This window comes from Mycobacterium colombiense, from assembly GCF_001665835.1.
Classification (GTDB): domain Bacteria; phylum Actinomycetota; class Actinomycetes; order Mycobacteriales; family Mycobacteriaceae; genus Mycobacterium; species Mycobacterium colombiense_A.
The window spans coordinates 62,696-77,233 of the sequence record NZ_LZSX01000032.1 but is presented as its reverse complement, the minus strand read 5'-3'; the positions used below and the strand labels follow the sequence as shown (position 1 = coordinate 77,233).

At 66.5% G+C, this 14,538-nt stretch carries 13 protein-coding genes; 9 read left to right on the top strand and 4 right to left on the bottom strand.

The features are described from left to right. Positions 1 to 331: 331 nt before the first annotated feature. From A5760_RS06950 to A5760_RS06935, 4 genes are all read left to right on the top strand, one after another. Complete coding sequence (locus A5760_RS06950; protein WP_064879052.1) at positions 332 to 1,003, top strand: TetR/AcrR family transcriptional regulator; 672 nt, start codon at positions 332 to 334, stop codon at positions 1,001 to 1,003. Positions 1,004 to 1,132: 129 nt separating this feature from the next. Further along, positions 1,133 to 1,843, top strand: coding sequence for a TetR/AcrR family transcriptional regulator (locus A5760_RS06945; RefSeq protein ID WP_064879049.1), 711 nt, complete (start codon positions 1,133 to 1,135; stop codon positions 1,841 to 1,843). A 103-nt stretch (positions 1,844 to 1,946) separates the two neighbouring features. Beyond that, positions 1,947 to 3,953 (top strand): hypothetical protein, encoded by a 2,007-nt coding sequence (locus tag A5760_RS06940; protein ID WP_064879046.1) that lies wholly within the window; start codon positions 1,947 to 1,949, stop codon positions 3,951 to 3,953. Between the two features lie 13 nt (positions 3,954 to 3,966). Continuing rightward, positions 3,967 to 5,019, top strand: coding sequence for a polysaccharide deacetylase family protein (locus A5760_RS06935; protein ID WP_082279372.1), 1,053 nt, complete (start codon positions 3,967 to 3,969; stop codon positions 5,017 to 5,019). A 10-nt stretch (positions 5,020 to 5,029) separates the two neighbouring features. Here A5760_RS06935 and A5760_RS06930 read toward each other — a convergent pair whose 3' ends face one another. Both A5760_RS06930 and metG read right to left on the bottom strand, forming a co-directional pair. After that, the gene (locus A5760_RS06930; RefSeq protein ID WP_064879040.1) at positions 5,030 to 5,392 is read right to left on the bottom strand and encodes a PAS domain S-box protein; all 363 of its coding nucleotides are present in this window, start codon (positions 5,390 to 5,392) and stop codon (positions 5,030 to 5,032) included. Between the two features lie 188 nt (positions 5,393 to 5,580). Continuing rightward, positions 5,581 to 7,137 carry a methionine--tRNA ligase gene (gene metG, locus A5760_RS06925; RefSeq protein WP_064879033.1) on the bottom strand — a complete coding sequence of 519 codons (1,557 nt, stop codon included), beginning with the start codon at positions 7,135 to 7,137 and terminating at the stop codon, positions 5,581 to 5,583. 33 nt (positions 7,138 to 7,170) lie between these two features. On the opposite strand from metG, the gene A5760_RS06920 reads away from it, so the two are divergent. From A5760_RS06920 to A5760_RS06900, 5 genes are all read left to right on the top strand, one after another. Next, positions 7,171 to 8,013 (top strand): TatD family hydrolase, encoded by an 843-nt coding sequence (locus A5760_RS06920; protein ID WP_064879031.1) that lies wholly within the window; start codon positions 7,171 to 7,173, stop codon positions 8,011 to 8,013. A 158-nt stretch (positions 8,014 to 8,171) separates the two neighbouring features. Then, a complete protein-coding gene (locus A5760_RS06915; protein ID WP_196772011.1) occupies positions 8,172 to 9,299 on the top strand; it encodes a resuscitation-promoting factor in 1,128 nt (375 codons plus the stop codon). After that, on the top strand, positions 9,263 to 10,216 hold the full coding sequence (gene rsmA, locus A5760_RS06910; protein ID WP_064879025.1) for a 16S rRNA (adenine(1518)-N(6)/adenine(1519)-N(6))-dimethyltransferase RsmA: 954 nt from the start codon (positions 9,263 to 9,265) through the stop codon (positions 10,214 to 10,216). The genes A5760_RS06915 and rsmA overlap by 37 nt, the downstream gene beginning before the upstream one ends. 60 nt (positions 10,217 to 10,276) lie before the next feature. Next, a complete protein-coding gene (locus A5760_RS06905) occupies positions 10,277 to 11,233 on the top strand; it encodes a 4-(cytidine 5'-diphospho)-2-C-methyl-D-erythritol kinase (RefSeq protein WP_064879023.1) in 957 nt (318 codons plus the stop codon). Positions 11,234 to 11,587: 354 nt separating this feature from the next. Further along, positions 11,588 to 13,222, top strand: coding sequence for a fatty acyl-AMP ligase (locus tag A5760_RS06900; protein ID WP_064879020.1), 1,635 nt, complete (start codon positions 11,588 to 11,590; stop codon positions 13,220 to 13,222). A gap of 15 nt (positions 13,223 to 13,237) precedes the next feature. On the opposite strand, the gene pth is transcribed toward A5760_RS06900, so the two are convergent. Continuing rightward, positions 13,238 to 13,813: an aminoacyl-tRNA hydrolase gene (pth, locus tag A5760_RS06895; protein ID WP_064879017.1), complete on the bottom strand. Its 576-nt coding sequence runs from the start codon at positions 13,811 to 13,813 to the stop codon at positions 13,238 to 13,240. 12 nt (positions 13,814 to 13,825) lie between these two features. Continuing rightward, on the bottom strand, positions 13,826 to 14,494 hold the full coding sequence (locus A5760_RS06890) for a 50S ribosomal protein L25/general stress protein Ctc (RefSeq protein WP_064879014.1): 669 nt from the start codon (positions 14,492 to 14,494) through the stop codon (positions 13,826 to 13,828). Positions 14,495 to 14,538: the final 44 nt, after the last annotated feature.

Sequence of the window (14,538 nt, the reverse complement as noted above, 5' to 3'; positions counted from 1 at the left end):
CGATGTTTAGCCGGTTTCCAAACTGACGATCTGACAATAGCGTACAAAACATACTATTGGTTTGACAAGAGCCTGTGATCTAGACCTTGGGTATTTACGCGCGCGTCAACCAGTACAGCCGTATGACTGCTAACCTCAGGAGTGGACTGGATATCTTGAGCGACGCGGGTGCGTGTTCGCTCCAAACCCCTGAAGAACCGAGGTAGTTGGTGCCCTGCTTGAGCAAGGCGTTTGTCGACGTGGTGGCGGGTGACGCTGCCCGCGACGTCAGCTTTGGCCTGGACTTTTGCGTCAAAACTCGCGCCGCGGGGAATCCGAGTTCTCGATTGCGATGACGACCCACTCGACTGATGGACGAGCCGACGCGACCCGGCAGCAGATACTGCGGGCCGCGTCTCATCAGTTCGCCCGACGCCCGTACCACGACGTCGGCCTCGACGACATCCTCGCCGAGGCCGAACTGACCAAGGGCGCGATGTACTTCCATTTCAAGTCGAAGCACGCGTTGGCGGTCGCGATCATCGAGGGCCAGACCGAGGCCGGCGCCCAGGCCGTGCAAGAACTGCTGTCGCGCGGTCTCTCGGGCCTCGAGACATTGATCGACTTCTCTTATCTGATCGCCATCAAGGACATCAAGACCGATGTCGTCAGGTCAGGGCTGAACCTGATGGAATCGGTCGGCCTGGCGGACGGGTTGCAGGAGAAGTTGTTCGATCAATGGATCAAGGCGCTGGCCAGGGTCGCCGAGCAGGCCAAGACCGAGGGCGACATCAATGACGAGTGCGACCCGCAGGACATCGGCCGCTTGATGGTCTCGCTGCACATGGGCCTGCGGAAGACCAGCAATCTGGACGAACCGGAACGATTCCTGCGCGACCTGGAGCAGTGCTGGTCCCTGCTCCTGACCGGGGTACTGCAGCCGGACCGCACCGAATACTTCCGCCAATTCCTCAGGCGGCGTGCAGCGCTCGCCATCAACACCAGTTCCGCGGATGTCGACTAACGGCAGCAACACCGGGGTTGCACAGGGGGATCGCCGTGACGGCGGCTGATACTGTGGGCCGTCTTGCGAGCAAGGTGAAACCAGATGAGCGGTCTGCGCATCCGATGAGACTCCGGAGGTGCGTGCACAATGGCGCGCCAAGTTCGCTCTGAAGCCACTCGCCGAAAAATCCTCGATTCCGCGATCGAAGTATTCGGTGACGTCGGGTATGCCGCCGCTGGCTGGAGCACCATCATCGAGCGCACGGGAATGACCAAGGGCGCTCTCTACCACCACTTCGATTCGAAAGAATCGTTGGCGTCGAACATCATCGAGGAAGGCTCGGACACACTTCTCAGCGCTTTGCGCAATGTGTGCGGCGCGTCGTCTCCCGGGCTGGAGAACCTGCTGCACGGCACATTCACGATTGTCGAGGTGTTGAGCTCGGACAGAATGGCCCGCGCGGCCGCGCAATTGGCCACGGCGTTAAGCGGATTCAACGGAGCGGCGTCGCGCTTCTACGCGAACTTGATGTTGGAGACGGCGCAAGAGGCACGCCGCGCAATCAAGGAGGGCGACCTCCGCAGCGAAATCGACCCTGACGTGCTCAGTGCGTCGATCATCGGCACCATTTTCGGGGCCCGGTTGGTGGCCAATGCCATATCCAGCCACGGCAGAATCGGGGACATCATCGGCGACCCCACCGCGCGCCTGCATCAGATATGGGAGCTGCTGCTGCCCGGCATTGTCTCGGAAGCGTCGCTGCCCTACTTCGAGCAATTCCTGCGCCGCGAAGGAATGCGCCACGCGGCGGCCAGGGCTGCCCGCGACGAGGCCGCAGCGGAATCGGAAACCGAATAGCGCCCGCAAGTCGGGGTGGCCGATGTCGAAGAGGTGGTCCCAGATACCTTTTCGCGGTCGCCACGGCGGCGATTCCGTTATTGGGGTTGAAGGGCTTTCAACAATGCATACTGTTCCGGTGATGTACCGGAAATCTCTCGGCCGAGTAATTGCACTGGCCGGTGTCGTCGGATTCCTGCTGATCAGTGCTCCGGCATCATGGGGTGCGCCGGCCGACCCGGCCCCGACGACGGACTCGACGACGACCCTCTCGCTGCTTGATGTTGGCTCCGCCTCGACCCTGGAATTCTGGGGGCTGACGAGCAGCCAGCAGCTGACCGTGCCGGTGCTGCATGGGCTGACACCCGCCGCTTTGAATACGACGGTCGAACTGCCGATCAATCTGCGGTCGGGGTTGATCACCGTGACTCAGGGCGATCGCACACTTGCCAGGCTGAACCTACCCACCGCCGATCAGACACCGATCGCCATCCCGTTGGCCGGAGCGGAAGTCAACGACAACTGGCTGACGGTGACCGTGCATGCATACCTCGTTCCGGTGGACGGATTCTGCTTGTACCAGGAAAGTCCGCTGCGTCTGACGAATGGAACGGTCACCTATACCGGCACCGAACTGCCGCCCACCACGGTGTCGCATTTCTTGCCGCCGGTGCTGCGGAAGCTGAGCATCTACCTGCCGCAGTCGCCGTCGACGGCCGAGTCCGACACGGCAATTCAGCTCGCCACCTCCGCCGCCGCGCACTACGGCAAGCAGGCCCCCGACATCACGGTGATCCCGTTGCCGGAAGGGCAGAACTCGCCGCCGGCGCCGCCGCAATCGCTGGAGCGCCAGGTCGTCGTGAAAGAGGGCCCGGACAACGGGCTTTCGCTGCAGGGTTCCTCCGGCGTGCCGTGGCTATTGATTTCGGGCCCGCTGAACCGCGCCGACGAGTCGGACACCGCCGTGTTGTTCAGCGACATGTCGGATCTGGCGCTGTCGTCCAAGGCCGCGCTGGATTCACCCAAGCCCAAAGTGCAGCTACCCGGCAATACCGCCTCGCTGCGCGAGCTCGGGCAGCCCTTCGCCAACTCGACCTCCCTGCAACCGCGGCTATCGATCGGAGTGGACCAGACCAGATTTGGCAGATCCATTCACTCCGTGCGGGTACATCTGCAGGGGTCATACACCCCGACGTCGAACAACGGCGTCGGCCAGATCGCGGTAATGATCGGTCCGGAGACCGTCGACCACTGGCCGACCGACGGTCATGGCACCATCGACCACTGGGTCGACGTGCCGGACCGGCTGCTGCAGCGCTACACCAACCTCGAGTTGGTGCTCGATGTGGCAAGCAATGTCGGACACTGCGGCGACTTCTACACCGCCGGGCCCGGAAACCAGCTCCTCACGCTGAACGTCAACGGCGACAGCACGGTTGAGAGCAGCCCCGCCGCGCCGCCGGTGCCGGACGGCTTTCAATCGGTGCCGCAAACCCTGATGCCACGCGTGCAGGTGGGCATCGCCGAGCACTCGTTCATCGACACCGTGCGCGCGCTCGACATCATGATCGGCCTGCAGCGACTCAGCTCGATCCCGATCGACACCACCGTCACCAGCGTCAAACAGGCGATCGATTCCTCGGGTCCCGCGCTACTGATTTCCGCCGACGGGTGGAACCAGTCCGACGTGGTGCTCCCGGTGGCCGCGGGACCCAGCGGCCCGATCACGGTCAGCGCCGTCGGGCCCGGTGACAAGCCGGCCAAGCTGACGCTGGACCCCGTGCTGCGGTTCGCCTCTCTTCAAATGGTTTTCAACCGCGGCCGGTCACTGCTGGTCGCGACGTCCAACGGAGCGCCCGGCCAGCTCGACGAGTTGATCAGGTGGCTCAAGAGCGACAACGACAAGCATTGGCAGCGACTCAAAGGTGTTGCGGTGGTCTCGGTGCCGGGGCAAGACCCGGTGACCGTCGACCATCCGCCACTGGCTGCCGGCGCGTCCGCCGCGGGATCCGGAGGGCATTCCGACCTCGACTGGCTGTGGTGGTTCGGCGCCGGCTGGGTCGCAGTGGCCATCGTTGGTGCCGGGGTGATCTTGTGGCGTATGAGGCGCGAATCATGGCGGCGCCAATAGGGTTTGACACTTGATGGCACGAGTCAGGGGTGCGCTGATGCGTCCGGCCGTCAAGAACATCGCGGCGCGATTACTGTGCGCCGCCGGGGTACCGGCGCTGGCGCGGCGACGGCACCGCGACGTGCTTGCCATCGTCATGTTCCATGGCGTGGAGGACCACCCGTTGTCGCCGCCGTGCTGGCATGTCAACGGCGCAGCGTTGTATCGCCGCCAATTGGAGTACGTGCGTGAGCATTTCAACGTCCTGCCGCTCGAGGAGGCGCTCGCTTGCCTTGCCGCCGGCACGTTGCCGCCGCGCGCGCTGGCGATCACCTTCGACGACGGCACCCGCAACCTCGCGACGCACGCGCTGCCGGTGTTGCGTGACCTGAACCTGCCCGCGGCGGTGTTCCTCGCGACCGGCCCGGTCGGCACCGGCGAAACCTTGTGGCCCGACCGGTTGTGGCTGGCGATCGCCCGCAGCAGTGCCGACGAAATCGATTTGACCGCATTGGGATTGGGGACACATTCGCTCGACGGCAGTGCCAGGCGTGGCGCTGTCTACGTCGCGGCCGTCGAGGGGCTGAAGAACCTTGCCGACGCCGAACGCATCGCGGTGCTGGGCGAGGTCCTGGGCCTACTCGGACACCGCGATGACGGCGACCCCGGCCCGTTCCGGATGCTCAGCTGGGACGAAGCGCGGGAGATTGCCGCCGATCCGCTGGTGACGCTGTATCCGCACACCGTCACCCACCCCATCCTCGCGCGGTGCGGCGACGACAAGGTCGAGCAGGAGATCGCCGATTCCTGCGCGGCGCTGGAACGTGAGACCGGGCTGACGCCAACAATTTTCGCCTACCCGAACGGCCGGCCGCAGGATTTCGATGCCCGAGCCATGGACGCGTTGCGCCGCCGTGGGGTGCGCTGGGCGTTGTCCACCGCGCCGGGCTTCGCCGATCGCCGCTGCGACCCGCTGGCGTTGCCGCGGTTGGCGGTGGGCAGCAATTCCTCGTTCGACTACTTCCGGCTCATGGTCTGCGGCGGCCTGCCGCGCCGGCGCCCGATGGCCGTTGCCTCGCGCCACTGACTTGGTGGCGCTAGCGCGCTTCTTCCCAGAGCTGTTCGGTCAGATCCTGGAACGCCGCGAGGGCGAATTGATCGTCGACCCGCCGCACGGCGGACTTGCTCATCATCGCGCGCACGACCGAGCCGTCCTTGTGCGCCAGCTCGACGACCATGTTCGCCAGAGCGTGGACGGTCGCCAACAGTGAATCCGATGCCGGCGCCTGATGGAAGATCTGTTCGAACCGCAGCGACAGGGCCTCGTCCGGCTCGTAGCCCATCATGTCGGCAAATGCGGTGTTGGCGAACAAGATACTGCCGTCATCCCCGATGGCCAGCACCGGAACCGGGATCCGCTCCAGCACAACCAGCGCGGGCAGCTCCTTCAAGGTCGTCATCGGCGATTGGCTCTGTTGCCTGTTCTGGCGTCGTTCCACACCGAAGATTATGGTCTATGCCCGAAGTTATGTTGGACACTTTTGTCCAAAGCGGCGCAGAAGTATTCGCCGTGTCGACGAACTCGCTTAATTGTCAATCGAATTGTCCGGCTTGTTGGCCGCTGCTCAACGGGCTTTGAGCGTTCTGCTCACTCGACTTCGGAAATTGGCTGGTAGCGGGGGAACACACCCGCGGGAGCGGGTAGCGCCGTGCCGGGAGCCAGCCGCGTGCCGACGGCGGCAAACGCTCGCTGGTCTGACGGCTGGCCGAGCAGGTCCAGCAGCTTGTCGGCCGATTCGGGCATGACGGGCTGCACCAGGAGCGCGGCGATGCGGACCGCCTCGCAGGTGACGTACAAGACGGTGCGGAACCGTTCCTGATCGGCCTGGGACTCGCTCTTGCGCAGCACCCACGGCTGCTGCGCCGAGAAGTATTTGTTGGCCTCGCCGAGCATCAGCCAGATCGCTTCCAGCGCCAGATGCATCGCCTGCGCGTCGAAGCTGGCCCGCACGCGTTCCAACAGGCCGTCGGCCGTGGCGAGCAACTCGGAGTCGGCGGCGATCAGCTCACCGGGTTGGGGGACGACCCCATCGAGGTTCTTGGCGATCATCGACAACGACCGTTGGGCCAGGTTGCCCAGCTCGTTGGCCAGATCGGAGTTGATCCGGGTGACGATGGCGTCTTCGCTGAAGCTGCCGTCCTGGCCGAACGGCACTTCGCGGAGCAGGAAATAGCGCACCTGATCAACCCCGAACGTGTCGATGAGGTTGATCGGGTCGACCACGTTGCCCACCGACTTGCTCATCTTCTCGCCGCGGTTGAGCAGGAATCCGTGCGCGAAAACCCTACGCGGCAGCTCGATTCCGGCCGACATCAAAAACGCGGGCCAGTACACGGTGTGGAATCGGATGATGTCCTTGCCGATCATGTGCAAATCCGCCGGCCAGTAGCGCCGGAACCGCTCGGATTGGGTGTCCGGGTAGTCGACGCCGGTGAGGTAGTTGGTCAACGCGTCGACCCAGACGTACATCACGTGGTCGGGGTGCTCGGGCACCTGCACGCCCCAGTCGAACGAGGTGCGCGAGATGGACAGGTCGCGCAGCCCGCCCGAGACGAAGCTGACCACCTCGTTGCGCCGCACGTCGGGCGCGATGAAGTCCGGGTTCGCCTCGTAGTGGGCCAGCAGCTTGTCGGTGTAGGCCGAGAGCCGGAAGAAGTAGGTCTGCTCCTCAGTCCAGGTCACCGGCGCGCCCGTCTCCACGGCCAGCCGGGTCCCGTCCTCGAGAAGTTTGGTCTCCGACTCGACGAAGAACCGTTCGTCGCGCACCGAGTACCAGCCCGAGTAGGTGTCCAGGTAGATGTCACCGGCCGCCGACATCCGGCGCCATATCTCCTTGGATGCCTCGTGGTGGTCGGCATCGGTGGTGCGGATGAACCGGTCGAAGGAGATGTTCAACCGCTCCTGCAGCCGCTGGAACACATCGGAGTTGCGCCGGGCCAGCTCGGCCGTCGGGATGCCCTCGGCCGCCGCCGTTTCGACCATCTTGAGGCCGTGCTCGTCGGTGCCGGTCAGAAACCGCACATCGAACCCGTCGAGCCGCTTGAACCGGGCGATCGCGTCGGTCGCGATGTACTCGTACGCGTGACCGATGTGCGGATCGCCGTTGGGATAGGTGATCGCGGTGGTGACGTAATAGGGCCTCATCGCCCCCAACCTTATTTGGGGGCGACCTATTGTGTGCGCGTGAGTTCCAAACGCCGGCCGCCCCCGGCCCCCGAGCCGTTGAGCCCGCTCGTCGATGCGCACACCCACCTGGATGCGTGTGGTGCCGCCGACGCCGAGGGGGTGCGGGCCATCGTGGACCGCGCCGCGGCGGTCGGGGTGGGCGCGGTCGTCACGATCGCCGACGACCTGGACTCGGCGCGCTGGGTCACCCGCGCCGCCCAGTGGGACCCGCGCGTCTACGCCGCGGTGGCCCTGCACCCGACCCGCGCCGGCGCGCTCGACGACGCCGCCCGCGCCGAAATCGAGCGACTGGTGGCCCACCCCAGGGTGGTGGCCGTCGGCGAGACCGGCCTGGACCTCTATTGGCCCGGCCGCCTGGACGGCTGCGCCGAGCCGGGCGTGCAGCGGGAGGCGTTCGCCTGGCACATCGACCTGGCGAAGCGATGTGGCAAACCGCTGATGATCCACAACCGGGACGCCGACGAAGAAGTGCTCGACGTGCTGGCGGCGGAGGGCGCCCCGGACGCCGTGATCTTCCACTGCTTTTCCTCGGACGCCGCCATGGCCCGCCGCTGCGTGGACGCCGGATGGCTGCTGAGCCTGTCCGGCACCGCGAGCTTCCGCAACGCGCACGCCCTGCGCGAAGCCGTCCCCTTGATACCGCCGGAGCAACTGCTGGTGGAGACTGACGCACCATTCTTGACGCCCCATCCGTATAGGGGGACGGCGAATGAGCCCTATTGCCTTCCTTATACTGTTCGGGCGATTGCCGAACTGGTGGATCGTCGCCCGGAAGAGCTGGCCGAGATAACCACGGGCAATGCTCAACGGGTGTACGGATTGGTCACAGTGTGACGTAAACGACCAGGCGATTCGTTTAAGTTCGCCGCGTCGGAGTTGCCCGACAGTGACCGGTTCGTTACCGTCTTGTGATCGAACGGTTGGGCCTTATGGGCCCTTAATTTGTGACTTGCTGCTGAATGAGTGGGTTGTTGAGGGTTGGGTAACGCGCGTTGAGTGTATTGACAAAACTTCATCAGTCCCCGTCGCCGATGTTGCGTCTCGTAGTCGCAGGGCTGCTGGTAGTCCTGGCATTCGCGGGCGGATATGCGGTCTCGGTGTGTAAGACGGTGACGTTGACCGTCGACGGGGTCGCGATGCAAGTGACCACCATGAAATCCCATGTGATTGACGTCGTCGAGGAGAACGGTTTCGCCATCGACGAGCGCGACGACCTGTATCCCGCCGGTGATGTCGCGGTGCACGACGCCGGCAAGATCGTGTTACGGCGCAGCCGTCCGCTGCAGATCTCGCTCGACGGCCATGACACCAAGCAGGTGTGGACCACCGCATCCACCGTCGACGAGGCGCTGGCCCAGCTCGCGATGACCGACACCGCCCCGGCCGCGGCCAACCGCGGCAGCCGCGTTCCGCTGGCCGGAATGGCCCTGCCCGTCGTCAGCGCCAAGACCGTCCGCATCAACGACGCCGGTGCGATCCGCAATGTGCACCTGGCGGCACCGAACGTCGCCGGCCTGCTGAGCGCCGCCGGCGCGCCGCTGCTCGACAGCGACCAGGTGGTGCCCGCCGCGACGGCGCCGATCGTCGACGGGATGGAAGTCCAGGTGACCCGCAACCGGATACAGCAGGTGACCGAGCGGATCCCGCTGCCCCCCAACGCCCGTCGCATCGAAGATCCGGGCATGAACATCAGCCGTCAGGTCGTCGAGGATCCGGGCAGCCCGGGCACGCAGGATGTCACCTTCTCGGTGGCCACCGTCAACGGCGTCGAGACCGGCCGGCTGCCGATCGCCAACACGGTGATCACGCCCGCCCGCGACTCCGTGGTCCGCATCGGCACCAAGCCCGGCACCGAAGTGCCTCCGGTCAGCGACGGTTCCATCTGGGACGCCATCGCGGGCTGTGAGGCCGGCGGAAACTGGGCGATCAACACCGGCAACGGGTATTACGGGGGTGTGCAGTTCGACCAGGGCACGTGGGAGCGCAACGGCGGTCTGCGGTTCGCCTCCCGCGCCGACCTCGCGACCCGCGAGGAGCAGATCACCGTTGCCGAGGTGACCCGGGAGCGCCAGGGCTGGGGTGCGTGGCCAGTGTGCAGCGGAAGAGCTGGTGCGCGCTGACAATCCGGCTACTCGGGCGTACCGAGATCAGGCGGCTGGCCAAAGAACTTGAATTTCGGCCACGGAAATCCCTCGGCCAAAACTTCGTCCACGACGCCAATACGGTGCGCCGGATAGTCTCGACCTCCGGGGTGAGCCGGTCTGATCACGTCCTGGAAGTCGGGCCCGGTCTCGGGTCGCTCACCCTGGCGTTGCTCGACCGCGGCTCGCCCGTCACCGCCGTCGAAATCGACCCGCTACTGGCCGAACGGCTGCCCCAAACCGTCGCCGAGCACTCCAACAGCGAAAGCCACCGCCTGACGGTGATCAACCGCGACATCTTGACCCTGCGCCGCGACGACCTGGCCGTGCAGCCGACCGCCGTCGTCGCCAACCTGCCGTACAACGTCGCCGTCCCGGCGCTGCTGCACCTGCTTGCCGAGTTCCCGTCCATTCACACCGTGACGGTGATGGTGCAGGCCGAGGTCGCCGAGCGTCTGGCCGCCGAGCCGGGCGGCAAGGAGTATGGCGTGCCCAGCGTCAAGGTGCGCTTCTTCGGCCGGGTTCGTCGTTGCGGCATGGTGTCGCCCACCGTGTTCTGGCCGATTCCCCGGGTCTACTCCGGGCTGGTGCGCATCGACCGCTACGCGACCTCGCCGTGGCCCGCCGACGAGGCGTTCCGCCGCGAGGTGTTCGCACTGGTCGACATCGCGTTCGGGCAGCGCCGCAAGACCTGCCGCAACGCGTTCCTGGACTGGGCCGGCTCGGGCAACGAGTCGGCGGATCGGTTGCTGGCCGCCAGCATTGACCCCGCCCGCCGCGGTGAGACCCTCTCGATCGACGACTTCGTGCGGTTGTTGCAGCGATCCGCCGACCGGCCCCCCAGCCTCCCCGAGACGACGCCGCGGAGCGCCGAGCAGGGGGCGTCGGCCGGCTGACGGCCGACCGCCGGGGCGCCGTTGCGTGTGGTTGGCTCTCAGCAGCGATAGTCTGCTCCGGTGTCAGCGTCTGACGGCAACACCGCCGCGCAGTGGGTTCCCACCGGGTCGGTCACCGTTCGGGTCCCCGGAAAAGTCAACCTCTACCTGGCGGTCGGCGACCGCCGCGAGGACGGCTATCACGAGCTGAACACGATCTTTCAGGCCATTTCGCTGCTCGACGAGGTGACCGTCCGCAATGCCGATGTGCTCTCGCTCGCGATCGTGGGCGAGGGCGCCGAGAAGCTGCCCACCGACGAACGCAATCTCGCTTGGCAGGCCGCCGAGCTGATGGCCGAACACGTCGGCCGGGCGCCGGATGTGTCGATCATCATCGACAAATCGATTCCGGTGGCCGGCGGAATGGCCGGTGGCAGCGCCGACGCGGCGGCCGTGCTGGTCGCGATGAACTCGCTGTGGGAACTCAACGTTCCGCGCCGCGACCTGCGCGCGCTGGCCGCCCGGTTGGGTAGCGACGTCCCGTTCGCCCTGCACGGCGGAACCGCGCTGGGCACCGGCCGCGGCGAGGAATTGGCGACGGTATTGTCCCGCAACACCTTCCACTGGGTTTTGGCGTTCGCCGACAGTGAGCTGCTGACGCCGGCCGTCTTCGCCGAACTGGACCGGTTGCGCGACGCGGGGGACCCGCCCCGGCTGCCCGCTCCCGGGCCGGTGCTGGCCGCCTTGGCAGCCGGCGATGCCGAGCAGCTGGCGCCGCTGTTGGGCAACGAGATGCAGGCGGCCGCGGTGAGCCTGCACCCCGCGCTGCGGCGGACGTTGCGCGCCGGCGTGCAGGCCGGGGCGCTGGCGGGGATCGTGTCCGGGTCGGGCCCGACGTGTGCCTTCCTGTGCTCGTCGGCGGCCGCCGCGGTCGACGTCGGCACCGAGGTGTCGGGGGCAGGTGTGTGCCGCACGGTGCGGGTCGCCAGTGGGCCGGTGGTGGGCGCGCGAGTGGTCCCCTCACCGACCGAGGTGTGACACCCCACTTTGTGTGAAAAGAACCCCAATTTGAGCATTGGTTTGGCGCTACCCTAAGAGGAGTTTAAGATGACTCGCGGTGACGGGAAGCGTTGAGCAAGATCACTTAATTCCATCGTCCGCCGGGCGTTCCGGCGGACGATTAATGAATCGGGCCCGGCAAGGTTTCGCCGGCCCGATTCGTGCTTATCGGGTGATCGAGCGCCGCCGCATTGCGGCGGGTGCGGACGCATCATCGATCCGAGACCTAACCGCCGCCCAACTGTGTTTGCGTGCTTGCGGCGAAGAGTTACCCGGCGAGCGGAACATGAGATTCCGGGCATTGGGACCAGGGCTGGAACCGAGGAGGCTGTTGTGAGCAGGTTTACCGAGAAGATGTACCGCAATGCCCGGTCCGTGACGACGGGAATGGTCACCGGTGAACCCCACGAACCGGTCCGCCACACCTGGGGCGAGGTCCACGAGCGCGCGCGCCGCATCGCGGGTGGCCTGGCCGCCGTGGGCATCGGGCCCGACGACGCGATCGGCGTGCTCGCCGGCTATCCGGTGGAGATCGCGCCGACGGCGCAGGGCCTGTGGATGCGCGGGGCCAGCCTGACCATGCTGCACCAGCCCACGCCGCGTACCGACCTGGCCGTGTGGGCCGAGGACACCATGAACGTCATCGGCATGATCGAGGCGAAGGCCGTCGTCGTCTCCGAGCCGTTCCTGGTGGCCATCCCGGTGCTCGAGGAGAAGGGCATCAAGGTCGTCACCGTCGCCGACCTGCTCGCGGCGGAGCCCATCGAACCCGTCGAGGTCGGCGAGGATTCGCTCGCGTTGATGCAGCTGACCAGCGGCTCGACCGGATCTCCCAAGGCGGTGCAGATCACTCACCGCAACATCTATTCCAACGCCGAGGCGATGTTCATCGGCGCCCAGTACGACGTCAGCAAGGACGTCATGGTCAGCTGGCTGCCCTGCTTCCACGACATGGGCATGGTCGGCTTCCTCACCATCCCGATGTACTTCGGTGCGGAGCTGGTCAAGGTCACGCCGATGGACTTCCTGCGCGACACGCTGCTGTGGGCCAAGCTCATCGACAAGTACAAAGGCACCATGACCGCGGCGCCCAACTTCGCCTACGCGCTGCTGGCCAAGCGGCTGCGCCGCAACGCCAAGGCCGGCGACTTCGACCTGTCGACCCTGCGCTTCGCCCTGTCCGGCGCCGAGCCCGTCGAGCCCGCCGACGTCGAGGACCTGCTCGACGCCGGCAAGCCGTTCGGCCTGAACCCGTCGGCGATCCTGCCGGCCTACGGCATGGCCGAGACCACGCTGGCCGTGTCGTTCTCGGAGTGCAACGCCGGCCTGGTGGTCGACGAGGTCGACGCCGACCTGCTGGCCGCGCTGCGTCGCGCCGTGCCCGCCGCCAAGGGCAACACGCGCAGGCTGGCCACGCTCGGTCCGCTGCTGCGCGACCTCGAGGCACGCATCATCGACGAGAACGGCGACGTGATGCCCGCCCGCGGCGTCGGTGTCATCGAGCTGCGCGGCGAGTCGCTGACGCCCGGCTACCTCACCATGGGTGGCTTCATCTCGGCCCAGGACGAGAACGGCTGGTACGACACCGGCGACCTGGGCTACCTGACCGAAGAGGGCCACGTCGTGGTCTGCGGCCGCGTCAAGGACGTCATCATCATGGCGGGCCGCAACATCTATCCCACCGACATCGAGCGCGCCGCCTGCCGCGTCGAGGGGGTGCGGCCCGGCTGCGCCGTGGCGGTGCGGCTGGACGCCGGCCACTCCCGCGAGACGTTCGCGGTGGCCGTGGAGTCCAACGCCTTCCAGGACCAGGCCGAGGTGCGTCGCATCGAGCACCAGGTCGCCCGAGAGGTCGTGGCCGAGGTCGACGTGCGGCCGCGCAACGTGGTGGTGCTCGGCCCGGGCACCATCCCGAAGACGCCGTCGGGCAAGCTGCGCCGGTCCACCTCCGTCAGCCTGGTCACCTAGTCCGGGCCGGCCGGGCTACCAGGCGTGGACGTTGTTCTGTGCGGGCTCTAGCCCCAACTCGATCAGCAACTCGGTCGCGTCCGCGGCCTGCTCGCAGATGGTGGGCACCTCGACCCGCTCGGCGGCGTTGAAGGCTTCCAGCACAAACGCCGCCGGATCCTTGCGTCCCGGCGGACGCCCGATCCCGATGCGAACCCGCTGAAAGTCCTTGCTGCCCAAGGCGTTAGCAACCGAACGCAGGCCGTTGTGGCCGCCTTCGCCGCCACCGATCTTGAGCCGGATACGCCCGAAGTCCAAGTCGAGATCGTCGTGGATGACGATGACGTCGCCCGGCGTCACCGAGTAGAACTTCGCCAACGGGCCGACCTGACGGCCGGATTCGTTCATGTAGCAACGCGGCTTGGCCACCACGATCGAGCGCCCGGCGAGCCGGCCGCTGACGATCTCGGCGCCAGAACGCTTGTGCGCCTTGAACTTCGAGCCCATCCGCGCCGCAAGCAGGTCGGCGACCATGAACCCGACGTTGTGCCGGGTCCGGGCGTAGTTGTCTCCGGGATTGCCCAGGCCGACGACCAGCAACGGCTCGGCCACGTTGTGATCCGCCTACTCGGACTCGGCTTCGGCGGCCTCTTCTTCGCCGGCCTCGGCTTCTTCTTCGCCTTCGGCCGCCGCGGCCTCCTCGGTGACCTCGCCCGCGCCCTCTTCGGCGAGTTCCTCGGCCGTCGGCGCGGTGACCACGTTGACCACCAGCGTCTCCGGGTCGGAGATCAGGGTGACGCCCTTGGGCAGGGTGATCTGACCGGCTGCGAACTGGGTGCCGGGCTCGGCACCCTCGATCGACACGGTCAGCTGCTCGGGAATCGACATGGCGTCGGCCTCGATCTCGATGGTGCTGGTGTCCTGGGTCACCAGGGTGCCGGGCACGGGCTCGCCCTCGATGACGACACGGACCTCGACGACGACCTTTTCGCCGCGGCGCACGACCAACAAGTCGGCGTGCTGGATGGTGCGGCGGATCGGGTGGATGTCCAGCGACTTGGTCAGGGCCAGCTGCTCCTTGCCCTCGATGTCGAGGGTCAGCACGGCGTTGGTGCCCGCGTGCCGGAGCACCGCGGCGAAGTCGTGGCCGGGCAGTTCCAGGTGCTGCGGGTCGGCGCCGTGGCCGTAGAGAACGGCCGGGATCTTGCCGTCGCGGCGGGCTCGCCGGGACGCACCCTTGCCGGTCTCGCCGCGGACCGCGACCTTCAACTGGTTGACTGCTTGCTTGGCCATCGTGTCGCTCCTGTGTGCTCGCTCGTGTTTCGGGGCACGGCCAG

What these genes read in the sequence shown, in the direction of transcription:
- A5760_RS06950 (WP_064879052.1), top strand. Translation starts at nt 332, where the DNA reads ATGACGACCCACTCGACTGATGGACGAGCCGACGCGACCCGGCAGCAG.
- A5760_RS06945 (WP_064879049.1), top strand. Translation starts at nt 1,133, where the DNA reads ATGGCGCGCCAAGTTCGCTCTGAAGCCACTCGCCGAAAAATCCTCGAT.
- A5760_RS06940 (WP_064879046.1), top strand. Translation starts at nt 1,947, where the DNA reads ATGCATACTGTTCCGGTGATGTACCGGAAATCTCTCGGCCGAGTAATT.
- A5760_RS06935 (WP_082279372.1), top strand. Translation starts at nt 3,967, where the DNA reads ATGGCACGAGTCAGGGGTGCGCTGATGCGTCCGGCCGTCAAGAACATC.
- A5760_RS06930 (WP_064879040.1), bottom strand. Translation starts at nt 5,392, where the DNA reads ATGACGACCTTGAAGGAGCTGCCCGCGCTGGTTGTGCTGGAGCGGATC.
- metG (WP_064879033.1), bottom strand. Translation starts at nt 7,137, where the DNA reads ATGAGGCCCTATTACGTCACCACCGCGATCACCTATCCCAACGGCGAT.
- A5760_RS06890 (WP_064879014.1), bottom strand. Translation starts at nt 14,494, where the DNA reads ATGGCCAAGCAAGCAGTCAACCAGTTGAAGGTCGCGGTCCGCGGCGAG.